25 protein-coding genes are annotated in these 25,156 nt (G+C 61.5%); 6 read left to right on the top strand and 19 right to left on the bottom strand.

Annotated features, from left to right (window positions below):
* Positions 1-111: 111 nt before the first annotated feature.
* From DIE29_RS06970 to DIE29_RS06960, 3 genes are read left to right on the top strand one after another with little or no spacing between them, the layout of a single operon-like run.
* Positions 112-579 (top strand): hemerythrin domain-containing protein, encoded by a 468-nt coding sequence (locus tag DIE29_RS06970; RefSeq protein ID WP_102041763.1) that lies wholly within the window; start codon positions 112-114, stop codon positions 577-579.
* Positions 576-791 carry a DUF2249 domain-containing protein gene (locus DIE29_RS06965; protein WP_102041764.1) on the top strand — a complete coding sequence of 72 codons (216 nt, stop codon included), beginning with the start codon at positions 576-578 and terminating at the stop codon, positions 789-791. Before DIE29_RS06970 ends, DIE29_RS06965 begins: the two co-directional genes overlap by 4 nt.
* Positions 788-2,065: a hypothetical protein gene (locus DIE29_RS06960; RefSeq protein WP_114649546.1), complete on the top strand. Its 1,278-nt coding sequence runs from the start codon at positions 788-790 to the stop codon at positions 2,063-2,065. Before DIE29_RS06965 ends, DIE29_RS06960 begins: the two co-directional genes overlap by 4 nt.
* A gap of 84 nt (positions 2,066-2,149) precedes the next feature.
* Here the strand turns inward: DIE29_RS06960 and DIE29_RS06955 are convergent, their stop codons facing one another.
* The 18 genes from DIE29_RS06955 to rpsB all read right to left on the bottom strand — a co-directional run bounded on the left by DIE29_RS06955 (position 2,150) and on the right by rpsB (position 18,207).
* A complete protein-coding gene (locus DIE29_RS06955; RefSeq protein WP_102041766.1) occupies positions 2,150-2,647 on the bottom strand; it encodes a hypothetical protein in 498 nt (165 codons plus the stop codon).
* A gap of 154 nt (positions 2,648-2,801) precedes the next feature.
* The gene (locus tag DIE29_RS06950) at positions 2,802-3,587 is read right to left on the bottom strand and encodes a TrmH family RNA methyltransferase (RefSeq protein WP_114649545.1); all 786 of its coding nucleotides are present in this window, start codon (positions 3,585-3,587) and stop codon (positions 2,802-2,804) included.
* Positions 3,584-4,039 (bottom strand): CopD family protein, encoded by a 456-nt coding sequence (locus DIE29_RS06945; RefSeq protein WP_114649544.1) that lies wholly within the window; start codon positions 4,037-4,039, stop codon positions 3,584-3,586. The genes DIE29_RS06950 and DIE29_RS06945 overlap by 4 nt, the downstream gene beginning before the upstream one ends.
* On the bottom strand, positions 4,039-4,647 hold the full coding sequence (gene rnhB, locus DIE29_RS06940) for a ribonuclease HII (RefSeq protein ID WP_114649543.1): 609 nt from the start codon (positions 4,645-4,647) through the stop codon (positions 4,039-4,041). The genes DIE29_RS06945 and rnhB overlap by 1 nt, the downstream gene beginning before the upstream one ends.
* A complete protein-coding gene (gene lpxB, locus DIE29_RS06935) occupies positions 4,623-5,795 on the bottom strand; it encodes a lipid-A-disaccharide synthase (RefSeq protein ID WP_114649542.1) in 1,173 nt (390 codons plus the stop codon). The genes rnhB and lpxB overlap by 25 nt, the downstream gene beginning before the upstream one ends.
* A gap of 50 nt (positions 5,796-5,845) precedes the next feature.
* On the bottom strand, positions 5,846-6,616 hold the full coding sequence (gene lpxA / locus DIE29_RS06930) for an acyl-ACP--UDP-N-acetylglucosamine O-acyltransferase (RefSeq protein WP_114649541.1): 771 nt from the start codon (positions 6,614-6,616) through the stop codon (positions 5,846-5,848).
* Positions 6,613-7,050: a 3-hydroxyacyl-ACP dehydratase FabZ gene (fabZ, locus tag DIE29_RS06925; protein ID WP_114649540.1), complete on the bottom strand. Its 438-nt coding sequence runs from the start codon at positions 7,048-7,050 to the stop codon at positions 6,613-6,615. The genes lpxA and fabZ overlap by 4 nt, the downstream gene beginning before the upstream one ends.
* A gap of 6 nt (positions 7,051-7,056) precedes the next feature.
* The gene (lpxD, locus tag DIE29_RS06920; RefSeq protein ID WP_114649539.1) at positions 7,057-8,079 is read right to left on the bottom strand and encodes a UDP-3-O-(3-hydroxymyristoyl)glucosamine N-acyltransferase; all 1,023 of its coding nucleotides are present in this window, start codon (positions 8,077-8,079) and stop codon (positions 7,057-7,059) included.
* Between the two features lie 14 nt (positions 8,080-8,093).
* Positions 8,094-8,564, bottom strand: coding sequence for an OmpH/Skp family outer membrane protein (locus tag DIE29_RS06915; protein ID WP_418333304.1), 471 nt, complete (start codon positions 8,562-8,564; stop codon positions 8,094-8,096).
* A gap of 69 nt (positions 8,565-8,633) precedes the next feature.
* On the bottom strand, positions 8,634-10,958 hold the full coding sequence (bamA, locus tag DIE29_RS06910; protein WP_114649537.1) for an outer membrane protein assembly factor BamA: 2,325 nt from the start codon (positions 10,956-10,958) through the stop codon (positions 8,634-8,636).
* Positions 10,959-10,964: 6 nt separating this feature from the next.
* Positions 10,965-12,329 (bottom strand): RIP metalloprotease RseP, encoded by a 1,365-nt coding sequence (gene rseP / locus DIE29_RS06905; RefSeq protein ID WP_102041775.1) that lies wholly within the window; start codon positions 12,327-12,329, stop codon positions 10,965-10,967.
* Positions 12,326-13,516 carry a 1-deoxy-D-xylulose-5-phosphate reductoisomerase gene (ispC, locus tag DIE29_RS06900; protein WP_102041776.1) on the bottom strand — a complete coding sequence of 397 codons (1,191 nt, stop codon included), beginning with the start codon at positions 13,514-13,516 and terminating at the stop codon, positions 12,326-12,328. Before ispC ends, rseP begins: the two co-directional genes overlap by 4 nt.
* Positions 13,517-13,518: 2 nt before the next feature.
* Positions 13,519-14,346, bottom strand: a complete 828-nt coding sequence (locus DIE29_RS06895) for a phosphatidate cytidylyltransferase (protein WP_102041777.1) — start codon at positions 14,344-14,346, stop codon at positions 13,519-13,521.
* Positions 14,339-15,136 carry a polyprenyl diphosphate synthase gene (uppS, locus tag DIE29_RS06890; RefSeq protein ID WP_102043192.1) on the bottom strand — a complete coding sequence of 266 codons (798 nt, stop codon included), beginning with the start codon at positions 15,134-15,136 and terminating at the stop codon, positions 14,339-14,341. The genes DIE29_RS06895 and uppS overlap by 8 nt, the downstream gene beginning before the upstream one ends.
* A gap of 47 nt (positions 15,137-15,183) precedes the next feature.
* Positions 15,184-15,741, bottom strand: a complete 558-nt coding sequence (gene frr, locus DIE29_RS06885) for a ribosome recycling factor (protein ID WP_108080146.1) — start codon at positions 15,739-15,741, stop codon at positions 15,184-15,186.
* Between the two features lie 10 nt (positions 15,742-15,751).
* Positions 15,752-16,468 (bottom strand): UMP kinase, encoded by a 717-nt coding sequence (gene pyrH, locus DIE29_RS06880; protein WP_114649536.1) that lies wholly within the window; start codon positions 16,466-16,468, stop codon positions 15,752-15,754.
* A gap of 12 nt (positions 16,469-16,480) precedes the next feature.
* Positions 16,481-17,374, bottom strand: coding sequence for a translation elongation factor Ts (gene tsf, locus DIE29_RS06875; RefSeq protein WP_102041780.1), 894 nt, complete (start codon positions 17,372-17,374; stop codon positions 16,481-16,483).
* Positions 17,375-17,448: 74 nt separating this feature from the next.
* On the bottom strand, positions 17,449-18,207 hold the full coding sequence (gene rpsB / locus DIE29_RS06870; protein ID WP_114649535.1) for a 30S ribosomal protein S2: 759 nt from the start codon (positions 18,205-18,207) through the stop codon (positions 17,449-17,451).
* Between the two features lie 319 nt (positions 18,208-18,526).
* Between rpsB and map the strand changes: the two genes are divergently transcribed.
* Both map and DIE29_RS06860 read left to right on the top strand, forming a co-directional pair.
* Positions 18,527-19,351 (top strand): type I methionyl aminopeptidase, encoded by an 825-nt coding sequence (gene map / locus DIE29_RS06865; RefSeq protein WP_114649534.1) that lies wholly within the window; start codon positions 18,527-18,529, stop codon positions 19,349-19,351.
* A gap of 11 nt (positions 19,352-19,362) precedes the next feature.
* Positions 19,363-21,945 carry a [protein-PII] uridylyltransferase gene (locus tag DIE29_RS06860; protein WP_114649533.1) on the top strand — a complete coding sequence of 861 codons (2,583 nt, stop codon included), beginning with the start codon at positions 19,363-19,365 and terminating at the stop codon, positions 21,943-21,945.
* Positions 21,946-21,994: 49 nt separating this feature from the next.
* Here the strand turns inward: DIE29_RS06860 and DIE29_RS06855 are convergent, their stop codons facing one another.
* Entirely contained in the window at positions 21,995-22,507 is a 513-nt protein-coding gene (locus tag DIE29_RS06855) for a TIGR00645 family protein (protein WP_114649532.1), read from the bottom strand.
* Positions 22,508-22,717: 210 nt separating this feature from the next.
* On the opposite strand from DIE29_RS06855, the gene DIE29_RS06850 reads away from it, so the two are divergent.
* On the top strand, positions 22,718-25,093 hold the full coding sequence (locus DIE29_RS06850) for a serine/threonine protein kinase (protein ID WP_114649531.1): 2,376 nt from the start codon (positions 22,718-22,720) through the stop codon (positions 25,091-25,093).
* The last annotated feature ends 63 nt before the right edge of the window (positions 25,094-25,156 follow it).

Below are 25,156 nucleotides of genomic sequence, written 5' to 3'. Positions count from 1 at the left end.
CAGAAACTTTGAAAATCCGACTCGCACCCACCTTGCCAGCTTGACACAGATCAAGGCCGACGCTGCGGCAAATCGGACAATCCACTACACCCCAACCGGAGACCCACCACAATGAACTCGCTCACCGATCTGATGACCCATGACCACCGCCAGTGTGACCAAGTCTTTGCCTGTGCGGAGCAGCATGTGGGATGCGGCCAATGGGATAGAGCGCGCGCCGCGCTGGAGCGCTTCTCATCCGCCTTGAATGCCCATTTCGATGCCGAAGAATCCATCCTTTTCCCACAGTTCGAACAGGCCACCGGTATGACGCACGGCCCCACCCTGGTCATGCGCGAAGAACACCGCGAACTGCGTGCGGCACTCGCCCGGCTGGCGCAAGCCATCGACGCGCGGGACGCCGACGAGTACGCCGGTGAGGCCGAAACCCTGCTGATCATGATGCAGCAGCACAACATGAAAGAAGAAAACATCCTTTACCCGATGTGTGACCAGCGCCTGAATTCACAACGAGAAGCCCTGGCCGCAGCCATCGGTCGCGAACTTTCCACGGCACAACAGCATTCAACGCCAGCATGAGCGACACTTTGATCGACGCCCGCGGCCTGGAACCGCCCGAGCCTTTCGAACTGGCGATGGCGGCGCTGGCCGACCTGCCGGCCGGCGAAACCCTGACCCTGTTACTCGACCGCATACCCTGGCCGCTGCTGCGCATTCTCGAACGCGATGGGACGCGCTATGAATACGAGGTGGGCGAGGACGCGGTGAAAGTGCGCATCGGTGGGCTATGAGCGCCGCTCGACTGCCCCTGAGCTATGAGGCCACCCCGCCTTTTTACGTTCCGCTTTCGTTTTTCCTCACTGCCGCACTGTTTGGCCTGGCCGCCGGGGTTTATCTGCTGTTGCAGCCCGCCTCACTGGTCTCGCGCTGGACGCCGGGCGCGCTGGCACTCACCCATCTGATCACTGTCGGCTTCATGCTGTTGGTCATGCTGGGCGCCCTGATGCAGATTCTTCCGGTCGTGGCCGGCGCTCACTTACCGGCCATTAGGGCTTTGTCAGCCGGCGTGCATCTTCTGGTCAGTAGCGGCGCAGCCGCGCTCGCGTGGGGGTTGGGCGACGGCCAGCCGACGCTGATGCAAACCGGTGGCGGACTGTTGGGCCTGGGCGTGCTGATTTTTTTGGCTGCCGCAGCCCTTGGCCTGCGGCATGGCGCCGCCGGGCAAACCACCGCCCGCGATCTGCGCTTCGCACTCATCGGCCTGGCGGTCACCGCGGCACTCGGTGTGCTGTTGGTTCTGGCCCTGTCGCGCGGTATAGGGTTACCGCTGGCGCAACTGGCCAATCTGCATGTCGGCTGGGGCTGGTTGGGCTGGGGCGGCGTGCTGATGGCGGCCACCAGTTGGGTGGTGGTTCCAATGTTTCAGATCACCCCCAACTACCCCGGCTGGTTGACCCGCATCTGGGCGCCGCTGGTTTGTGCGGTGCTGGCCGGTTGGAGCGGCCTGACCCTGGCACATTCGGCTGAGGCGCCAACGCTGCCGCAGGACACGCTTGCCGCCTTGGCCGCTGCACTGGCGGTGTGCTTTGCGCTCGCCACCCTGTTGGTGCTGCGTCGCACCCGTCGCCCGCAGCCGGACGCCAGTTTCCGCACCTTGCAATGGTCGATGCTGAGCACGCTGGCAGGCGTGGCATGTGCCATGTTAGCCGTCTGGCTGGAACAGGACGGCTGGTCTCTGGCTGCCGGGATACTGGTGCTGCACGGCGGGTTTGTCAGCGCCATCAGCGCCATGCTTTACAAAATCGTCCCCTTCCTCGCCTGGTTGCATCTGACCCAGGCCCGGATCAAAGCGCCCAACATGAAAAAGCTGCTACCCGATCCACCGGTTCGCCGGCAGTTGCTGCTGCATGCGGCCACCTTACCCGTTTTGCTGCTGGCCACCTCGGGCGATGCCTGGGCGGGACGGCTGGCGGGCGCCATGCTGATGGCAGAGTTTGCCTGGCTGCTGATCAATCTGGCGGCTACCGCCATGCGCTGGCGCCGAACCCTGCTCGCTCATCACTGAGCGCATCGCAATCGCCGACTTTGCCGCGGCCATTCCATTCGCAACCCGGCCGCTGGCGGTCGATCACGCTTTGCGTGCAACGCCTCAGAGCACGGCCAGCAGCTTACCCTTGAGCTCCACCGCGCGCATTTTGCCCATCTTGGTCAATGAAATCGACTCGAACCAGTCATCGACCAAGGCGTGGAGTTCGCTTGCGCTGCGGCTGTCATTGATGCGAGTCATCAGATCGATGTTGCCGTAGGGACCGTTGAAGGTCCGTAACGAGTTGAGCATGAAGTTACGGGCCATCTCCAGTTGCTTGGGATCGACCGGCTTGGCCGGCACTTGAACGGTGGCATCGCCCCCGTCGGGGGGCGCGGCGGGCGTGGCAGTCGCGCCGCCGATCTGTTCGATAAAGCCATCTTGAAGCAGCAGCGCCAGCGTCTCATCCAGTTGCGGGTCGGGCATCAGCGCGCGTACCTCATCCACGGGGCGCTTGCCGTCGAACAGAATCAGCAGCCTGCGCGCGCGCGGACTCAATCCGGCGCTGCGATGTTCGATTTCTTCCTGCCCTTTGCGGGTCTTGGCAAAAATCGCGGTCATGTTGTCTCCTCGGTGTGGAAGGTTGGTCTGAGTTTGTCGTCGCGCTCCTTGTCGTAGTGCGGGTTGGATGCTCAACCTCCATGGGGCTTCAAGGCGCGAGTGTTGCGCCCGCGCCAGTCGCTGTCAATACACTGTCAATGGACGGTGCGCCCGATCAGCGGCACCGCTGTTGCCGCAATTGCTCGAACAGGCAGACTGCTGCGGCCGCCCCGACATTGAGCGACTCGATCATGCCCTGCATCGGAATCGTCACCGTTAGACTGGCCAGCGCGGCCACTTCGGGGGAAAGCCCCTGTCCTTCCGCGCCGAACAACCACGCTACCGGACCGGTCAGATCGACCTCGTACAGACTCCGCGCCCCGGCGGTGAGTGCCGTGGCAATCCGTGGACCACAAAAACCGGCCAGACGCGCACCGACATCTACAGCCTCATGGACGCGCAGCACGAAATGCGCGCCCATGCCGGCGCGTAGCACGCGAGGCGACCACGCCTGTGCGCAACCGCGGGTCAATAACACATCACCTACCCCGGCCGCCGCCGCGGTGCGCAGGATGGTGCCGAGATTGCCGGTATCCTGAACGCCATCGAGCAGCACCACGGTGTCACGCAAAGGCTTGACCGGCGGCGGCGCCGGTAGATCGATCACCGCGAGCACGCCGGAAGGGCTGTCGACCGGACTGACGTATGCGAACAGCCGATCGGGTAGATGCAGGATCGGCGCGTCCGCTGCATCGTCGAGCAATTTCACGATTTCCGCCTGCGCCAGTCCGTGGTCACTGACCACCAACTCCTTGAGTGGCCAGCGGGCCTGGCGCGCAGCCGCCAGCAGATGGGCGCCGTCGAGCAGGGTTTGGCCATATTTGCGGCGCTCCCGCGCCGAGCCAGCCAAGGCGTGCAGGCGACGGACGGTGGGATTGTCGCGCGAGTGGATCGTTTTCACAGCGCAAGACCGAGCGTGGCCACCGCAATGGTCACCACGCCCAGCGCCAGGTTGAAGGCCACCCGTTGACCGATGGCGTTGAGCGCCACCGCAGCGCTGGCCCAGTCCTCCACACGCACCGCACGCTGCAAGCGCGCCCAGGGTCCGAACCAGATGCTGGCAAATACCCCGATCATCACCGCGCCGGTGAGCAGCATCGCATGCCAAGCGCGCGGCGCGCGCGCGAAACCGGTTTCCAGCAGCATGAAGATGCCCGACAGCGTGATCAGCGCCACCGCAGCCCAGACCAGCGGAAAGAAACGTGAGAAGCTGGCCGCCCACAGAGGCAGGCGCTGCGCAGGCGGTAACTGCTTTGCCGCCGGCCGCAGGCAGCCCCAAGCGAAAGCCATGCCGCCGACCCACACGGCCACGCCCAAGACATGAAAAAACAACATCAAATGGTGCACGGTCATTACCAGCCCTCCTCGCCCCACAGCGGCGGGTTTTCTAGGATCGCGCGCACCGGGGCGAAACTGCGTCGGTAAAAGGGCGCCACCCCGTAGCGACGGATGGCCGCCAGGTGCCCAGCCGTGGGATAACCTTTGTGTTGGGCCAGTCCATAGTGCGGAAACTCGGCGTCCAACGCCACCATGGCCGCATCGCGTGCGGTTTTGGCAAGGATGGACGCGGCAGAGATCGCCGGCTCGCGCGCATCGCCCTTGACGATGGCGCGCACCGGCAGGTTCAGTGGCGGGCAGCGGTTGCCGTCGACCAGCACCTCGTCAGGCACCTTGGGCAGCGCTTCGACTGCACGCCGCATCGCCAGCAGGCTAGCGTGCAGGATGTTCAGCCGGTCGATTTCCTCGACGCTGGCCTCGGCCACCGCCCAGGCCAGCGCCCGCTCGCGGATCAGAGGCGCAAGTTGCGCACGCACCTTCTCGCTGAGCTTCTTGGAATCGGCCAGGCCAGCGATCGGCCGCGCCGGATCGAGAATCACCGCGGCGGCGACCACTGGGCCACACAGCGGGCCGCGACCGGCCTCGTCCACGCCGCAGATCAGCAGACCGCGCGCAGCCTGCATTCTTCGGCTCCGACCAAGTAGGGCAGGATCGCGCCGGCAGCCTTGTCGGCGGTACCTTGGCGCAGACTGTGATGCAGCGCGGTGAAGCGTTCGGCCAGTGCCTGGCAGGCCGTCGGGTCGTTCAGCCAGCGCTCCAGTGCCTCGGCCAGCCTCTGCGGCGTGGCGTCGTCCTGCAGCAGCTCGGGCACCAGCGAATCCTGGCACAAGATGTTGGGCAAACCCACCCAGGGCAAATAGGCCAGCCGCTTCATCAAACGGTACTGCCACTTGCCCATGCGGTAAGTAATCACCATCGGCCTCTTGATCAACGCGGCTTCCAGGCTGGCGGTGCCGCTGGCCACGAGCACCGCGTCCGCGGCAGTCATGGCATCGACCGCATGGCCGTACAGCATGCGGATCGGCAGATCGGCGGCCTGGTTGCGGTAGATCGCTTCGTCGAACAACTGCCGCGTCTCCCGGGTGGTCAGCGGCACCAGAAAGAGCAGTTCGGGCCGACGCTGGTGCAGCAGGCGCGCGGTGGCAATAAAGATGTCGGCAAGATTGCGCACTTCGGACTGTCGGCTGCCCGGCAGCATGGCCAGCACCGTAGCGTCCTCGCGCAGATTCAAAGTTTCCCGGGCCTGCAGCCGGTTGGGCGCAAGCGGCAAGACATCGGCCAGCGGGTGGCCGACATAAGTCACCGGCACGCCGGCTTTTTCATAGAGCGGCGGCTCAAAAGGAAACAGGCACAGCATGTGCGATACCGAGCGCGCGATTTTACGAATCCGCCCGCCCCGCCAAGCCCAGATCGACGGGCTGACGAAGTGGATCGCCGGCATGCCGGCAGCTTTCACCTTACCTTCCAGCCACAGGTTGAAATCCGGCGCGTCGACCCCGATGAAGGCGTCCGGCCGCTCGCGACGAATGCGCGCAAGCAAGGATTTGCGTAGGCCCGACAGTTCGCGGTATCGCTTGAGCGCGTCGACATAGCCATGCACCGCAAGCAGCTCACAAGGCCACAGCAGCTCGAAGCCTTCGGCCTGCATTTTGGGACCGCCGATGCCAAAGAACTGGGCATCGGGCAGATGACCACGGATGGCGCGGATCAAATGGCTGGCAAGCAGATCCCCGGAGGCTTCCCCGGCAACCATGGCGATTCGGATGGGCATGTGAGGTCGGCGTAACGAGCAGGACATCCGCGCAGCGCAGCGGCGCAGTCCTAACGGACGATGCCGCGCGCGCTGTGGGCGATGAAATCGAGAAAAATTCCCACTTCTTGGTGCTCGGCCGCTATCTCGGCGATCTTATCGCGCGCCTCGTCCAGTTTGAGGCCGCTGCGGTACAGCGTGCGATAGGCGCGTTTGATAGCCATAATGCCTGCGGATGAAAAACCGCGACGCCTAAGCCCTTCGCTGTTGATGCCGTGCGGCTGCGCCGGACTACCCGACACCGTGACATAGGGGGGTAAATCCTGCAGCAGTACAGTGCCCACGCCGCAAAAGCTGTGCGCGCCGATGCGCACGAATTGATGCACGCCGGTAAAGCCACCAAGAATCGCCCAGTCGCCCACGTGCACATGGCCAGCCAGCGTGGCATTGTTGGCAAAAATAGTGTGGTTACCCACTTGGCAATCATGGGCAACATGCACGTAGGCCATGATCCAATTGTCGTTGCCGATGCGGGTCACACCGGCGTCCTGAGCGGTGCCGACGTTGAACGAGCAATATTCGCGGATGGTGTTGCGGTCACCGATTTCCAGCCGGGTGGGTTCCGCATCGTATTTCTTGTCTTGCGGGGGTGCACCGATGGAACAAAACTGGAAGATTTCGTTGTCGCAACCGATACGGGTGTGACCTTCAATGACCACATGCGGACCGATCCGGGTGTTGTCGCCGATTTCGACATGCTCGCCGATGATCGAGTACGGGCCGATATGGACGTTTTCGCCAAGTTTGGCCCCGGGGTGCACGATTGCGCTGGGATGAATCATGACTTGGTCTTGAGCGCACACATCAGTTCGGCCTCGGTGGCGATTTGGTCGCCCACACGCGCCACCCCCTTGTATTTGTAGATGTTGCGCTTCCCTTGCAGGATCTCGACATCGAACAACAACTGATCGCCCGGCACCACTTGGCGTTTGAAACGCACGCTGTCGATGCCAGCGAACAGCACCACCGAGTTGTCATCCGGCTTCACACCCATGGTCTTGAACGACAGCAAGGCGGCGGCCTGCGCCATCGCCTCGACGATCAGCACACCGGGCATCACCGGGTGATTGGGAAAGTGGCCAGGAAAAAAGGGTTCGTTGATGGTGACGTTTTTCAACGCCAGGATGCGTTTACCTTCTTCGATCTCCAGCACCCGATCCACCAGCAAAAAGGGATAGCGATGCGGGAGGTATTGCAGGATTTCGTTGATATCCATGGCGTGTCAGACAGAATCTGCCTTATCCAGGCGTTTTTCGAGGGCGCGTATTCTAGCCGCCATGTCATCCAGGTGGCGCAAATGCGCAAAATTTTTGACCCAGTCGGGGTGGGTTTGCACCGGCAGATTGCCGGTATAGACGCCAGCGCGGCGGATGGACTTGGTCACTAGCGTGCCGGCCGATACCACCACGTCGTCGGCGATCACCAAATGGCCGATGATGCCGGCCTGTCCGCCTATCATGCAGCGTGCGCCAATCGTGGTGCTGCCGGCGATGCCTACGCACCCGGCAATCGCAGTGTGCTCACCGATACGCACGTTGTGGGCGATTTGAATCTGGTTATCCAGCTTGACGCCATTGCCAAGCACGGTGTCGTCCAGCGCGCCGCGATCTATGGTGGTGTTGGCGCCGATCTCGACATCGTCGCCGACGATCACCCGTCCGGTCTGCGGAATCTTGATCCAGCGGCCGTCGCGTTCGCGGGCAAAACCAAAACCGTCTGCACCGATCACCACACCGGCATGGACAATACACCGCTTACCGATCACGCAATCGTGATAAACCGTGACCCCGGCATAAAGCCGCGTGCCTTCGCCGATGACTACACCGCGACCGATATGGCAGCCCGCACCGATGACCACGTTGTGACCCAGGCGTACACCGGCGCCCACCGTAGCCCCCGCGCCGATACTCACCGAATCCGGCACCGCAGTGTCGACCACCGCGGTCTCATGCACACCCGGCGCAGGGCGCTCCGGCGGACTGAAGAACTGCGCGACCCGGGCAAAATACACATACGGCTCGGCGGTCACGATACGCGGCAGATCGGTCAGCGCGCACGAATCCGGTGCCAAAATCACCGCCGAAGCTTTGCAGTCGCGCAACCGCCCGGCGTACCGAGGATTGGCTAGAAAAGCCAGATCGCCTTCGTCCGCCTGCTCCAGCGTAGCGACCCGGCGCACCACCACCGCGGGGTCGCCGAGAAGTTCGCCCCCAAAGCGGGCGACCAGTTCATCCAGACGGACCATCGCCCCCTGCCCGTTTACTTGCTTTCGGCAAGCGCCTTGATCACTTTGTCGGTGATATCGATGCGCGGATTGGCGTACACCGCTTCCTGGAAAATGATGTCGTAATTTTCGCTCTCGGCGATCCGTTTGACCGCAGCGTTGGCCTTATCCAGCACGGTGGCCAATTCCTCGTTGCGGCGCTGATTGAGATCTTCGCGGAACTCGCGCTGTTTGCGCTGGAAGTCGCGATTGAGATCATTGAACGCACGCTCTTTGTTACGACGATCGGCCTCGGCCATGGTCAGCGCATTGCGTTCGAGATCTTCTTGCATGGCCTGCAGATCCGCCGCCATGCGTTGCAGCTCCTGGTCACGGCGTTCGAACTCCTTTTCGAGACGCTGCTGAGCGCGCACCGCGGGCGCAGCTTCGCGCATGACACGGTCCGAGTTGACAAAGCCGATCTTAGATTCGGCCAATGCGCCCTGCGCGGCAAAACCCAAAAGCATTGCGGCGAGAACGGAAACGGTACGAAATTTCACTGCTGCCTCCAACACAAACCTGGCCCCGCGGCCTGATCAGAATACCGAGCCCAACTGGAACTGGAACCGCTGCACCTCGTCGTCTTTGTCCTTCTTGAGCGGAAAACCCAAACTGAACTTCAACGGACCGATCGGCGAACTCCAGGAAAAGGCAAGACCGGTACTGTAACGTAGATCGCTGAAATTGATCTTCTGCTGACGGCCGTTGGCGTCTTCACCCCAGACATAGCCGGCATCGAGGAAGGTCGACACACGGAACGAGCGGTCGGTCCCCGAGCCGGGCAGCGGAAAGTAAAACTCCGCGTTGGCCACCAGTTTGCGGGTGCCGCCCAGGGCATCGCCCGCGGAATCCTTGGGACCGATCGAGCTTTGTTCAAAGCCCCGTACCGAACCCAGGCCGCCGACGTAGAAGTTTTTGTAGAACGGCATTTGCTTGCCGCCCAGACCCTTGGCCCAACCAATTTCACCATTGAGCATCAAGGCGTAGTCACGCCCGATCGGGAACCAGTGCTGATACTGGTAACCCGCCTTGATGTATTCGAGCTTGCCCGGCGGTGCGGCATATTCGGCAAAGACGTTTTGATAGACCCCGCGGCGTGGATACAGAAAACTGTCGCGCCCATCCCGCGACCAACCGGCAGATAACACCAGGCTGTTGACCGTTACCGTGCCGACGCCGCTCGGATTGCTGCACCCGAAGTCGATGCAGAAATCCTTGTAACGCTGGGTGCTGTCCTCGTATGTGGTGATCTCGGTACGATCGGCCGCCAAGCCGAAGTTGATGCGGTCATCCTCGGCGATCGGATAGCCAAGACGCAGCCCCGCACCGGTCGAGACCGTTTTATAGCGCGACACTGAATACGATTGGGACGGATCATAGGTGCGGTGGTAAATGTCCCACCCCAGGCTGATGCCGTCTACCGTATAGTACGGATTGGTGAATGAGAGCGCATAGGTGCGATTGGTTTTGCTGGTATTCAAGCCCAGCGTCATGGCGTTACCGCTACCGAACAGGTTTTGCTGGGAAACCGACGCCGACAAAGTGATCTTTTCCGAACTCGAGAAACCCGCACCGAGCATCAGATTGCCGGTGGGACGCTCCTTGACGGTGAAATCGACATCGACCTGATCGGTGCTGCCCGCAACCGGTTTGGTTTCGACGTTGACCTCATCGAAAAAGCCCAGCCGGTCGATGCGGCTGCGCGACTTATTGATTGCCGCGGCGTCATACCAGGCCCCTTCCATTTGGCGCATTTCCCGCCGTACCACTTCGTCGCGGGTTTTGGTATTGCCGCCGACGTTGATGCGCCGGACATACACCCGGCGACCCGGGTCGACAATGATGGTAAAAGCCACCTCACGTTTTTCTTTATCGACCTCAGGCGCCGCGTTTACGTTGGCGAAAGCGTAGCCTTCGTTGCTCAGCAAATCGCTGATGGCTTTGGTGGTCTCGGTCAGCTTTTCGCGCGAAAAAATATCACCGGGACGCAATTGCGTGACTTCGCGGTATTTGGCTTCATCCAATACCAGCTCTCCGGTGTAGCGTACCCCCGTGACAGTGTAGCGTTCGCCTTCGGTAATGCTGACAGTGATATAAATGTCCTTTTTATCCGGCGTAATCGACACCTGAGTGGAATCGATATTGAAATCGAGATAACCACGGTCCAGGTAATAAGAGCGCAGCGTCTCCAGGTCAGCCGACAGTTTCTGCCGGGAATACTGGTCATTCTTGGTGTACCAGGTCAGCCAACCGGGCGTGCGCAACTGGAACAGATCGAGCAGATCGTCTTCCTTGAAAGCTGTGGCGCCGATGATTTTGATCTGACGGATCTTGGCGACCTCGCCCTCGTCGACCGTAAAGTTCACCGCCACACGATTGCGCTCCAGCGGTGTGACCGTGGTGGTGATCACCGCCGAGTATTTTCCGCGCGACAAATACTGACGCTTGAGCTCCTGCTCGGCACGTTCGACCAGCGAGCGGTCAAAAATACGCGCCTCGGCCAATCCGACTTCGCGCAGACCTTTTTTGAGCGCCTCTTTGTCGAATTCTTTGACCCCGACGAAATCGATTTGCGCGATCGCCGGCCGCTCATCGACCAACACCACCAGCACATCGTTTTCGACTTCGATACGGACATCGCTGAAAAAGCCGGTCGCAAACAGTGCGCTGATCGCCTCCGCAGCCTGCGCCTCGGAGAAAGTATCGCCCACACGCACCGGCAAATAGTTGAAAACGGTACCGGCCTCGGTACGCTGGATACCTTCGATACGAATATCTTTGACGACAAAAGGATCGAAAGCGATTGCCGGCGCGGACGCAAAAAGGGCCATGATCAGCCCGGATAGGAGCTTGCGGTTCATCGGGATTCAGCCGGAAATAAGACGGGAAATGTCGTTGTAGAAGGCGAACGCCATGAGCATCGCGAGCAAGACAAGGCCGATCTGCTGACCAATTTCCATGACGCGCTCGGAAACCGGGCCGCCTTTGATAATTTCGATCGTATAGTACATCAAATGACCGCCATCTAGCACCGGGATGGGCAGCAGGTTCAGCACGCCCAGGCTGATGCTGATCAAGGCCACGAACTTGAGATACTGCCCCCAGCCGAGCTGCGCAGTCTGCCCCGCATAGTCGGCGATCGTCACCGGGCCGGAGAGGTTTTTCCACGACACTTCGCCGGTGATCATCCGCCCCATCATGCGCAGGCTGAGCACACTGGTCTCCCAAGTCTGCCGCAGCGCTTTGACAAAGCTCTCTACTGGCCCGTAGCGAACCACCGCGAACATCGCATCATGATCCCCGGCGGGCGGGCGGGCCACCGCCACGCCAATACGGCCGACACGTTCGCCGCCCTCATCGGTCAGGTCCGGCACCAGCGTTACTTCGATCCGGCTGCCGTCACGCTCGAGCACGGCCGGCAGCGGTTTTCCACCTGCAACCCGTACCTTGGCCACCAGATCGCTCCAAGACTCCAGCGGCTCGCCGCCCAGTTCGATGAAACGATCACCTTCGCGCACGCCGGCGCGTTCGGCCGCGCCGCCTTGCACCAATTGTCCGACCACCGGATCGATTCGTGGCCGCCAAGGTTGCAGTCCCAGGCGCTGCACCAGATCCTCATCGGCATCGATGGCAATGCCCGACAGATTCAATTGCCGATAGGCGAGCACACCTTCGTAAGTGCGCACCGTCAGGGTGACTTGGCGCGCGTCCAACGCATGACGCAACAGCACCCAACGCAGCTCCTGCCAACTGTGCACCGGCTCGCCGTCGATTGCGGTGACCAGATCGCCGTCACGCATGCCGGCCGCGGCCGCAATCGACTGCCCCTCGACCAGCGCTACCCGCGGTCGCAACTCCTCCACACCGGTCGCAAACAGGCCCCAGTACAGGGCGATGGCCAGAATAAAGTTCGCCAGCGGGCCAGCGGCCACGATGGCAAAGCGGCGATAGACCGACTGCCGGTTGAAGGCGCGATGCACTTCGTGCGCCGCTACTTCCCCTTCGCGCTCATCGAGCATCTTCACATAACCGCCCAGCGGAAAAGCGGCCAGCGCCCATTCGGTGCGATCGCGCCCGCCGCGCCAGGCCAGCAACGGCTTGCCAAAACCGATCGAAAAGCGCAGCACCTTGACCCCGCACCAGCGTGCAACCAGATAATGGCCCAGCTCATGCACCAGGATCAGCAAACCAAGCGCTGCGGCAAACGGCAGCAGGTAATCGAGTAAATTCATCGGCGGTTATGGATTTCCTCTGTGGCGATCTGCCGTGCGCGTAGATCGGTGGCGAGCACGGCGTCGAGCGAATCGACCGACAAGCCCTGCGCGCGTTCCAAAGTGGCGTCGATGACCTCGGCGATACGCCGGAACGGTAAAACGCGATCCAGGAAGGCGGCCACTGCCTCCTCATTGGCGGCATTGAGCACCGCCGCGGCGGCTCCACCTTCGCGCAGCGCCCGATACGCCAGCGCCAAACAGGGGAAGCGCTCAAAATCCGGGCGTTCGAAGCTCAGCCGGGCGATTTCGAACAAATCCAGCGAACGCACCCCGGCCTCGATGCGCTGCGGCCAGGCCAATGCATGGGCGATGGGTGTGCGCATGTCTGGATTGCCCAGTTGGGCAAGCACCGAACCGTCGACATATTCCACCATCGAATGGATCACGCTTTGCGGATGCACCACCACGTCTATCCGCTCGGCCGGCACCCCAAACAGCCAGTGCGCCTCGATGACCTCCAAGCCCTTGTTCATCATGGTGGCCGAATCGACCGAAATCTTGCGCCCCATCACCCAGTTTGGATGCGCACACGCCTGCTCAGGGGTGACCGCATCGAGTTCCTCGGGTTGAGCGCAGCGAAACGGCCCGCCGGATGCAGTGAGCAAAATGCGACGCACCCCGCAGGCGTCCGGATCCCGCCGATAGCCAGTCGGCAGCGCCTGAAAAACGGCGTTGTGTTCGCTGTCGATGGGCAAAAGCAGCGCGCCGCTGGCGGCCACCGCATCCATGAACAATTGCCCGGACAGCACCAGCGCTTCCTTGTTGGCCAGCAACACTTTCTTGCCGGCACGGGCAGCCGCCAAGGTCGGTTGCAAGCCGGCCGCACCGACAATTGCCGCCATCACCACGTCCACATCCGGATGCTCGGCCACTTCGGCCAACGCCCGGCCGCCCGAGAGCACCTCGACCCGACTGCCCGCCTCGCGCAAACGGCAACGCAATGTAGCGGCAGCCGGCTCGTCGGCAAGCACCGCAAAACGCGGATTGAAGCGCAGACATTGTCCGAACAAGGCATCGACCTGACGATGCGCAGTCAGTGCAAAAATCTCGAAACGGTCTGGATGGCGCGCCACCACATCCAGGGTGGACAAGCCGATCGAGCCAGTGGCGCCGAGTACCGTGAGGCGCTGGACGGAGGTGGTCATGTTCAGCGGAGAAACCAAAGCGCCGCCAGCGCCAACAGCGGCAAGGTGGAGGTCAGGCTGTCGATGCGGTCGAGTACGCCACCGTGACCCGGCAGCAGCGTGCCGCTATCTTTGAGGCCGGCATGGCGCTTGAGTAAGGACTCGAACAAATCGCCGACCACGCTCAGCCCGGTCAACGCAACCAGGGCGAAGCCGAAAAGCAGCACAACGGCCGAGGTCCAGGCGGGTTTGAACAACCCGGTCACCGCCGCAAAACCGTAGACCAGCACACCGACGACGGCGCCAACGACGCCTTCCCAAGTTTTGCCGGGACTGATATTTGGCGCCAACTTGCGCCGCCCGAACGCCCGACCCGAAAAGTAAGCGGCAATATCGGCAACCCAGCACACTGCCAGCGCTGCCAACACCAGCCACGGCCCCCACTGACGCAGATGCGCCAGTGCCAGCGCAGGCGGCAGCAGAACGATCAACCCCACCGCAGCGGCTGCGCCCAAACCAGACAGCCGCCAGCCGTACCGCAACCACAGCGGCACCACGAAAAGCCAAAACACGGCGCTGAGCAAGTAAACACCGCTCAAGGCCGCGGACATGGCCCCGTGGGCGCGCTGCAAACCACTGGCCAGTCCGGCCAACAAGCACAGCCCGCTCAAAAAAAGCGCGAAGGCCACCCGCTGGGATCGTGGCAGCCGAGTCAGCGCCCCCCACTCCCAGCCGGCCGCGCCACACAGCACAGCGCACAACAGCAGCCATGCGGGCGCGGGCAGATAGAACACGGCGCCCAATAGGGCGCCTAGCAGCAGCAATGCGGTGATGATGCGCGTCTTAAGCATGCTCACCCGGCTTTGCCGACGACACGTCGGCCGAATGCTGCTGCAACTGCTCGCTGGTGCGTCCAAAGCGCCGCTCACGCTGGCGATACCAAGCGATCGCCTGATCCAAGGCGTTGGCATCAAAGTCCGGCCACAAGGTATCGGTGAAGAATAATTCGGTATAAGCAAGCTGCCACAGCAAAAAGTTGCTGATGCGTTGCTCACCGCCGGTGCGGATGAAAAGGTCCGGCTCCGGGGCGTAGTTCATCGCCAGTTCGGCCGCCAGCTGCTCTTCGGTGATTGCCTCGCGACGCTCCGGGTCGCGTGCCAGGATGCGGTTGACTGCTTGCAGAATGTCCCAGCGCCCGCCATAGTTGGCCGCAACGCTCAAGGTGAGCGCACGATTGTCCGCAGTGAGCGCTTCGGCGCTGCGGATCAAGTCGACCAATTTGGCGTCAAAGCGCGATAGATCACCGATGACGCGAAAACGGATGCCGTTTTTGTGCAGACGGTCGACTTCTTTTTGCAGCGCGCGCATGAACAGCTGCATCAAAAAAGAGACTTCGTCCGCGGGACGCCGCCAGTTTTCGGAGCTGAAAGCAAACAGGGTGAGATAAGACACCCCGCGTTCCATCGAGGCGCGAATCACCTCACGCACCGTCTCCACGCCACGGGTATGGCCAGCGACCCGAGGCATCAGGCGCTGACGCGCCCAACGCCCGTTGCCATCCATGATGATGGCAATATGGCGCGGCACCGCGCCCACCTCGGGGATGCTGCGCGTCGAACTGGCAAAGGGCGTCTCAATCATGGGGTGCGCGCGCAGACCCACACAGGATGCAGATCCGTCCGTGCGGATCAGATCTGCATCAACTCCTGCTCTTTTTGCGCAAGCAGCTTGTCGATTTCAGCAACGGCGCGGTCGGTGAGTTTTTGAATGTCATCCTCGGCGCGGCGCTCTTCGTCTTCGGTGATCAGCTTGTCCTTGACCGCATCCTTGAGCTGCTGATTAGCCTCGCGGCGCAGGTTGCGCACGGCCACCTTGGCGGTTTCGCCCTCATGACGTACCACCTTGGTCAGATCGCGACGTCGCTCTTCGGTCAACGGCGGCATCGGCACACGGATGATCTCGCCTTGCGCAGCGGGGTTGAGCCCAAGATCGGAATCGCGGATCGCTTTCTCCACTTTGGAAATCATGTTTTTTTCCCACGGCTGCACGCCGATGGTGCGCGCATCGATCAGGGTGACGTTGGCAACCTGATTCACCGGCACCATGGAGCCGTAGTATTCCACCATCACGTGATCGAGCAGACCGGTATGCGCACGCCCGGTGCGTACCTTGGCCAGATCGGCCTTGAGCACCTCGATCGACTTTTGCATTTTCTGCTCGGTCGTTTTCTTGAGTTCGGAAATCATGCTCGAATCCTCAGGAATGAACTAGCGTACCTTCGTCTTCACCCATCACCACACGGCGCAATGCACCGGGCTTGAAGATCGAAAATACGTTGATCGGCAGTTTCTGGTCGCGGCACAACGCGAAAGCGGTGGCATCCATCACCGCCAGATTGCGGCCGATGGCCTCATCGAAACTGATCCGATGATAACGCTGCGCATCCGGATCTTTTTTGGGGTCGGCAGTATAGACCCCGTCGACCTTGGTGGCTTTCAGTACGATCTGGGCGCCGATTTCCGAACCGCGCAGCGCCGCTGCGGTATCGGTGGTGAAAAAAGGATTACCGGTACCGGCGGCAAAGATCACCACCCGACCTTCCTCCAGATGGCGGATGGCGCGCCCGCGAATATAAGGCTCGACCACCTGATCGATACGCAGCGCCGACTGCACACGCGCCTCGACATCGGCACGGCGCATGGCGTCGGCCAGCGCCATGGCATTCATCACCGTAGCCAACATGCCCATGTAGTCGGCCGTGGTGCGATCCATGCCGCTGGCCGAGCCCTTCATGCCGCGGAAAATGTTGCCGCCGCCAATCACCACGCCCACCTGAACGCCAAGGCGAACCACATCGCCGATCTCGGCCACGATGCGACTGACGACCTGTTCGTTGATCCCGTAGGCGTCGTCCCCCATCAGGGCTTCGCCCGAGAGCTTGAGCAAAATGCGCTTATAGGCGGCGGCAGTCATGCGAAAAGCCTCTTACTTTTGCGCCGCCGCGGCTTGCGCGGCGACTTCGGCGGCAAAGTCGCTGACTTTTTTCTCGATGCCTTCGCCCACCAGATACAGCGCAAAGCCGGCAACCGAAGCATTACGAGACTTGAGCAACTGCTCGATGGTCTGCTTGCCGTCTTCGGCTTTGACAAAGACCTGCGCCAGCAGCGTCACTTCTTTGAGGAACTTCTGCACGGTGCCTTCAGCGATTTTTTCCAGCATGGCTTCCGGCTTGTTGTCGGCGCGGGCCTTTTCGATGGCCACACGCCGCTCGGTGTCGATCAGCTCCTGGGGCACACCGGCGGCATCCAGCGCTTTGGGCTTGGAGGCGGCGATGTGCATGGCGATGTCCTTGCCCAACTGCTCGTCGCCGCCGACGAGATCAAGCAGCACGCCAACCTTGGCCCCGCCGTGAATGTAGGAGTACAGCCGACCGGTAGCCTCGAAACGCTTGAAGCGGCGGATCGACATGTTTTCCCCGATCTTGCCCACCAACGCGGCGCGGGTGGACTCGACCGTGCCATCGCCCATCGGCAGCGCGCTCAATTCCGCCACGTCGGCGGGATTTTTCGTGGTCACCAGTTCGGCGCAGCCTTTGACCAAAGCCAGAAAATCGTCATTTTTGGCCACGAAGTCGGTCTCGCAATTGACCTCGATGATCGAACCCAGCTTGCCGTCGGCCGACACATTGACCGCCACGACACCTTCCGCAGCCACCCGTGCGGCCGCCTTGGAAGCCTTGTTACCCAGTTTGATGCGCAGGATTTCCTCAGCCTTGGCCATGTCGCCTGCGGCCTCGGACAGCGCCTTTTTGCACTCCATCATCGGCGCATCGGTCTTTTCGCGCAGCTCTTTGACCATGCTTGCGGTAATTTCCGCCATGCTAACTCCTGAAAGTCCGATTGAAACCATTGCCCCGCCGTCTCTTGGCGGGGCGCAAATCCGTTGTCGCCTAATCAGCCCTGCTCGGCTTCTCCGGCGCTTTCTTCGACCTCGACGAACTCGTCACTGCTGGCGGCCACCACTTCCTGCAGCGCCTGGCTGCGACCTTCCAGCACGGCATCGGCGACGCCGCGAGCATACAGGCGGATGGCCCGCGAGGAGTCATCGTTACCCGGAATGACGTAATCGATGCCCTCGGGCGAGTGATTGGTGTCGACCACCGCCACCACCGGAATACCCAGCTTTTGCGCTTCGCTGACGGCAATCTTGTGATAGCCGACATCGACGACGAACAGCGCATCGGGCAGACCGCCCATTTCTTTGATCCCGCCGATGGCTCGCTGCAGCTTGTCCAGCTCACGGGAGGCCATCAGCGCTTCTTTTTTGGACAGGCGCTCGATGGAGCCATCTTCCACCATCGCCTCCATATCCTTGAGACGCTTGATCGACTGCTTGACGGTCTTGAAGTTGGTCAGCATACCACCCAGCCAGCGCTCGTCCACATAAGGCATGCCGGCGCGGCGCGCCTCTTCGGCGATGATTTCCCGGGCCTGGCGTTTGGTACCGACAAACAGGATCGTGCCGCGATTGGCCGCCAACTTACGCACGAAAGCCATGGCTTCCAGATACTTGCCCATGGTCTTTTCGAGGTTGATGATGTGAATCTTGTTGCGCTGGCCGAAGATATACGGCGCCATGCGCGGATTCCAGAAACGGGCCTGATGACCAAAATGGACGCCCGCTTCGAGCATCTGACGCATCGTTACAGTCATGGTGAAACTCCAAACAAAGGGTTGAACCGCCGCCCGACATGGCTGGACGGACACGACACCGAGCACATCGCGCCTGCCACCCGTACCGTCGCCCAAAGAACCAGGCTAACAGACCCTTTCGGCAGGCCTCTCGAGGCATCTTGAGACCCTGTTGAGACCTTTTGCCGGGCGTGTGGATTTTGCCCGCCCATCGAGCGGACAAGCCCAAGATGATAGCACTCGTTCATGACCGCGCTCAAGGCACCCCAACGGCAGCCCATTTGCCCATAAACCGCGCATACGCTAGCCTTCTTACTTTTGACGGCCCTGCCTCCAACAGATGAGCATCACGATAAAAACCCCGCGCGACATTGAAAAAATGCGCATTGCCTGCCGCCTGGCTGCCGAAGTACTCGATTACATCGAACCGTTCGTAAAACCAGGGGTGACCACCGGCGAACTCGACCGCCTATGCCACCACTACATGGTCGAGGTGCAGCACACCATCCCGGCACCGTTGAACTACGCCCCGCCGGGTTATCCGCCTTATCCCAAGTCCATTTGCGCCTCGGTCAATCATCAAGTCTGTCACGGCGTGCCCGGCGACAAGGCGCTCAAGAAAGGAGATATCGTCAATTTGGATATCACCGTCATCAAAGACGGCTATCACGGCGACACCAGCCGCATGTTCATCGTGGGCGGAGACAGCACGATTCTGGCCAAGCGGCTATGCCAGATCACCTATGAATGCCTGTGGCTGGGCATTGCCGCGGTGCGTCCCGGCGGCCGCCTGGGCGACATTGGCCATGCCATCCAGACGCATGCCGAAGGCAATGGATTTTCGGTGGTACGCGAGTTCTGCGGACACGGCATCGGCCTGAAATTCCATGAAGAACCGCAGGTGTTGCATTACGGCAAGCCCGGCACCGGCCCGATGCTACTACCCGGCATGATTTTCACCATCGAACCGATGATCAACGCCGGTAAAGCGGCAATCTCCGAACTACCCGACGGCTGGACCATCGTCACCAAGGACCGCAGCCTGTCGGCGCAATGGGAGCACACCGTTCTGGTCACCGAAACCGGGGTCGAAGTGCTGACTCTGTCACCCGGTTGCCCGCCCCCGCCGACCTTCGCTGCGCACCTGGTCCCCGCCGCGACCTGATTGGCACTGCCATGAACGCCACCGCTGCCGACCGCCTGCGCGAGGCCATTGCGCTGGTCCGGGACCGACTCGCCGAAGGTCATCGCACGCTGCGTGCGGCCTATGAAGCCCACCCGCGCACCGCTGCCATGCTCAAAGGGCGCGCCCGTTTGGTCGACGAGGCCATCGTGCAGCTTTGGCAACTGTGCGACATGCCCGCCGAGGCCGCCTTGGTGGCCGTCGGCGGCTATGGGCGCGGCGAGCTGTTCCCGTGCTCGGATGTCGATCTGCTGATCCTGCTGCCGGCTGCACCCACCGATGAGGTGCAGAGCCGACTCGTCACCCTGGTCGGCGCGCTTTGGGATGTCGGCCTGGAAATCGGCCATAGCGTGCGCACGGTACAGGAGTGCCTGGAAGCGGCCGCGCAGGACATCACCGTTCAGACCAACTTGCTCGAGGCCCGTCCGCTGACTGGCAATGCCGCGCTCTTTGCCGAGTTTTCCGCGCGCTATCATGAAAAACTGGACGTGCGCGCATTCTTCAAGGCCAAGCAACTCGAACAGGAACAACGTCACGCGCGCTACAACGACAGCCCCTACAGCCTGGAACCGAACTGCAAGGAAAGCCCCGGCGGCTTGCGCGACCTGCAGATGCTGGGCTGGATTGCGCGTGCGGCCGGCCTGGGGCGCAGCTGGCGCGATCTTGCCCGCCGACGTTTAATCACCGGCGAGGAGGCCGCGGATCTGCGCAGCGTCGAGCGCTTTTTGCAGCACTTACGGATTCGCCTGCACTATTTGACCGGACGCGCGGAAGACCGTCTGCTCTTCGACCACCAGGAAAAGCTCGCGCGCATATTGGGCATCGAAGCGACCGCCACCCGGCGCGCCTCCGAGGTGCTGATGCAGCGTTACTACCTGACCGCTAAAAAGGTCACGCAGCTCAACACCATTTTGCTGCAGAACTACGGTACCGAGATTTTCCCCGATCGCAACGGTCCGGCCATCGTCATTAATCCGCGCTTTCAGGCGGTGCGCGAGTTACTCGACATCCGTCACGGGCAGGTCTTCGAACAGCACCCATCGGCGCTACTCGAATGCTTCCTGGTGCTGCAGCAGCGCTCAGAGCTCAAGGGCATGACCGCGCGCACTTTGCGCGCGCTATGGCTGGCGCGCAACCGGATCAACGCCGCCTTTCGCGCCGACCCGGCCAACCGTGCGCTTTTTCTGGAAATCCTGCAGCAAAAGCGCGGCATCGTGCATGAATTCCGCCGGATGAACCAATACGGCATTCTGAGCCGCTATCTGCCGCCGTGGCGGCGCATCGTCGGTCAGATGCAGCACGACCTGTTCCACGTCTACACGGTGGATCAGCACATCCTGATGGTGCTGCGCAACGTGCGCCGCTTCACCATGGGCGAGCATGCCCACGAATACCCGCTGATGACCCGCCTGATGCTCGGCTTCGAGCGCCACTGGCTGCTCTATATCGCGGCGCTGTTCCATGACATCGCCAAGGGCCGCGGCGGCGACCACTCGCGCCTAGGCATGGTGGACGCCCGCGAATTCTGCCAACAACACGGCCTGGCGGCCGAAGATGCCGATCTGGTGGTCTGGCTGGTCGAACACCACCTGACGATGAGCCATGTCGCACAGAAAGAGGACACCTCCGACCCCGAGGTCATCGGCCGTTTTGCCCGCACCGTAGGTAGCGAACGCCGCCTGGTGGCGCTGTATCTACTCACCCATGCAGATATCCGCGGCACCAGTCCCAAAGTGTGGAACGGCTGGAAAGGCAAGCTGCTGGAGGATTTATTCTTTGCCACCCAGCGGCTGTTGCGCGGCGCCACGCCGCAGCAGGCGCTGGGTCTGGACGATCGTCAGGAAGATGCGCGCCGCCTGCTGCGTTTTCATGGCCTGCGTCCGGGCACTGAAGAGCCGCTATGGGCACAGCTCGACGCGGTTTATTTCATGCGCCACTCGCCCGAGGAGATCGCCTGGCACACCCGGGTGCTCTACTACCGCATCGCGGCCGACACTGCAGTGGTCAAAGCCCGGGTGCTCGAAGACGAGGACGGCATCCAGGTCATGGTATTTACCCGCGACCAGGCAGATCTGTTCGTACGCTTGACCGGCTTTTTCGGTCGCATGGGCTTTAGCATTCTGGACGCCAAAGTCCACACCACCCGCCACGGCTACGCACTGGACAGCTTCATGCTGCAAACTGCCGGAGAAGGCGTGCATTACCGTGACGTGGTGCTGCTGATCGAGCATGAACTGAGCGAACATTTGAACCGCCCCGACGCCCCGATCCAGCGCCCAGCGCAAGGCCGGCTGTCACGCCAGGTCAAACACTTCCCGATCAGCCCGCAGGTGAGCATCCGCGCCGACGATGCCGGGCGCCACTACATCTTGTCGCTGACCGCTGCCGACCGCCCCGGCTTGTTGTTTGGCGTGGCCGAAGTGCTGGCGACGTACGGCATCAATGTGCAGACCGCCAAAATCGCCACGCTCGGCGAGCGGGTCGAAGACACTTTTTTGCTCACCGGTCGGGCGCTGTCACAAGACGCTCTGGTCATTCGTATCGAACGCGAACTGCTCGACCGGCTTCAAGTGTGACCGGTCGCGGGGCAAAGCGGCTCTGTCGGCCTTGCCCGGATGGGCGGAATCAATGCGTCCCGCCGCCCCGCTGCAAGCGGTCCATCATTGCGTACAGCAGACCGGACAGTACAAAAGTGATGTGGATGCCCACCATCCAGGCCAGTTCGCGGTCATCGAGCTTGCCGACGTTCATGAAGCCCTTGAGCAGCTCGATCCCGGAAATCGCCACGATCGAGCCGATCAGCTTGATCTTCAGATCGCTAAAACCGATATGGCCCATCCAATCCGGTCGGTCTTTGTGGCCGTGCAAATCCTCCATCTTCGAAACGAAATTCTCATAGCCGCTGAAGATGATGATGATCAAAAGGTTCATGATCAACGCGGTATCGACCAAGGTCAGCACGCCGACGATGACCTCCGGCCCGGTCGCGCTGAGTAGATCGCCGAGAAGCTGCCATGACTGCTTGGCGAATTTCACCAACAACACCAGCATGGCCAGAATCAAGCCTAGATACACCGGCGCCATCAGCCAGCGGCTGGAAAACAGCAAGTGTTCGAACGCGCTTTCGAATCGCTTCATCGACGAAAAAGTCCACTCAAGGTAGAAGCGCGGATTCTATCCCTGAAAACGCCTTCGTCACGCACCAACCGCTGCCGCACACCCAAACGCCCGCCGGCTCGAATCCCGCCTACCGCAAAGCGCCCAGTACGCACCGCGCTGGACCGGATGAGACTTTTGTAATACGTTGCACGGCAGCGGCAACGCTTCAATACACTACAAAAGCGCATCATGGGCGAACGTATCGGCCGGTTTGAAATCAGGGGGGAGCTGGGGCGCGGCGCGCAGAGCGCGGTTTATTTGGCCTTCGATCCGCATCTCGAGCGAGAAGTCGCGGTCAAGACCCTGCACTTTGCAGCCGCCAGCGATCGACAAAATATCGACCTGCTGGGCGAAGCGCGTCTGGTCAGCAAACTGCGCCACCCCGGGATCGTACCCATTTTTGAAGTGGGCGAACAAGACGGCGATCTTTATCTGGTGTTCGAATATGTGCCGGGCGAAAGCCTCGCGCAACTGATCGGCCGCCAAGCGCCCCTTCCTGCTGCGCGCGCGGCCAGCCTGATGTCTGCCATTCTTGCCGCCATCGCCCATGCGCATCGGGAAGGCATCATCCACCGCGACCTGAAGCCATCGAACATACTGATCGACGAACGCGGCAACCCCAGAGTGATGGATTTCGGCATCGCCCGGCGGATAGAAGGCGGTGGATCGTCCTCGCGTGAATTATCCGGCACCCCGGCTTACATGGCGCCCGAATACATCATCGGGCATATGGTCAGCGAGCAGACCGACGTGTTTGCCGCCGGCCTGATTTTGCTGGAAATGCTCACCGGCCGCCGCGTGTTTGAAGGTGACAGCCCCCAGGCCATCATCGACAAGGTGGCCAAACAGGCGGTTGCAATGCCGGCCGGCGTGCCGGTCGAGCCGCGCATCGCTGCCATCGCCCTGCGCGCGGTGGCGCATGATCCGCAGGAGCGTTTTCGCAGCGCGGAGGAATTTCGTCAGGCGTTGGACGCCTTCCTCGCTCCGCCCGAGGAGGGCCGCGATCGTCAAGCCGCACAAAGCACGGTGGAGTTTCTGCTGCGTCGGATGCGCCATAAGAGCGACTTTCCGGCGCTGTCCGAATCGGTGAGCGCAATCAACCGGATTGCTTCGAGCGAAACCGAGTCGATCGACGCACTGTCGCTGACCATCCTGCGCGATTTCTCGCTCACCAACAAAATCCTGCGCCTGGTCAATTCCGCCCATTATCGCCAGGCCGGTGGCGGCAACATCAGCACCATCTCACGCGCGATCATCGTGCTGGGCTTCGATGCGGTGCGCAACATCGCCATCACCGTGCTGTTGTTCGAGCATCTGCAAGACAAAGCCAACGCCAATGTGCTCAAGGAAGAGTTCCTGCGCGCCAATCTGGCCGGCATTCTCGCCAAGGACATCGCCGTCCAAATCAACACCCGCGACCTGGAACAAGCCTTTATCTGCTCGATGTTTCATAACCTCGGCAGACTGCTTGCGCAGTTCTACTTTCCCGAAGAAACCGAGGAAATCCGTAATCTGGTAGCGAGCAAGGCGTGTAGTGAAGCGGCCGCGGCGCAGCGGGTGTTGGGAATCGGTTTTGAAGAGCTGGGCATTGGCATCGCCCGCAGTTGGGGCTTTCCGCCGCTGATCGTCAATAGCATGGAAAGATTGCCACCGGGCGCGGTGCGCCGGCCGCGCACGCCGGAAGAGCGGCTGCGCGCGCTATCTTCTTACGCCAACGATCTGTGCCAGGCCCTTACCATTCAGGATAGCGCCGAACGGGAAAAAGAACTCGGCCGTATCGGCGCGCGCTACGGCGATGCGGTCACACTAGACAAGAAAAGCGTGCGCGAAGTGCTGCTGCGCGCCATCGAACAGGTTGCCGATTTTGCCCGCATCGTCCGCATCAATCTCGCTCAGACCCCGTTCGGCCAGCAACTGCGGCGCTTTGCCGGGGCCGACTGCGCAGCGGCGCCAACGGCCGAGGACATCACGCTGGGGGGCGCGGCACTGGCGTGGGAGACACCTGCTGGACTGGATACCGGTAATTTCCCCACCGAGGGACAAAAGGCTGCCGACGCCCAGGCGCTGCTGACCGCCGGCATTCAAGACATCAGCAACACCTTGGTGTCCGACTTCAAGCTCAACGATATCCTACGCATCATTCTGGAAACGATGTACCGGGCCATGGGCTTTCACCGGGTGTTGCTGTGCATCAAGGATGCGCATACCAACACTATGCGGGGTCGGTTCGGCTTCGGCCCGCAAGTCGATGAACTGGCGCGCGCCTTCCGTTTCACGCTGCGTTTTACCCCGGACATCTTCCACGCGGCTACTTCCAAAGGCGTAGACATCCTGATCACCGACATCGACGACGACAAGATCGCCGACCGCATCCCAGACTGGTACCGCAAAGCCTCGACTGCCAAGACCTTCGTGCTCTTTCCTCTCACGATCAAATCTAACCCTGTGGCCTTGATTTACGCCGACAAGCCTCGCGCCGGCGATATCGAAATCACCGAAAAAGAGCTGCAACTGTTGCGCACCTTGCGCAATCAGGCTCTGCTCGCCATCAAACAATCCACTTAACCCAAACTTGCGCGCGCCTTGCCTCCCGACACCCGCGCCGACGTGTATAATCCGCCCGCCCGC

Source organism: Pseudothauera hydrothermalis (genome assembly GCF_003345255.1).
GTDB classification, from domain to species: domain Bacteria; phylum Pseudomonadota; class Gammaproteobacteria; order Burkholderiales; family Rhodocyclaceae; genus Pseudothauera; species Pseudothauera hydrothermalis.
Note: the sequence above shows the minus strand (reverse complement) of the source record. Positions and strands in the feature narration are given on the sequence as shown.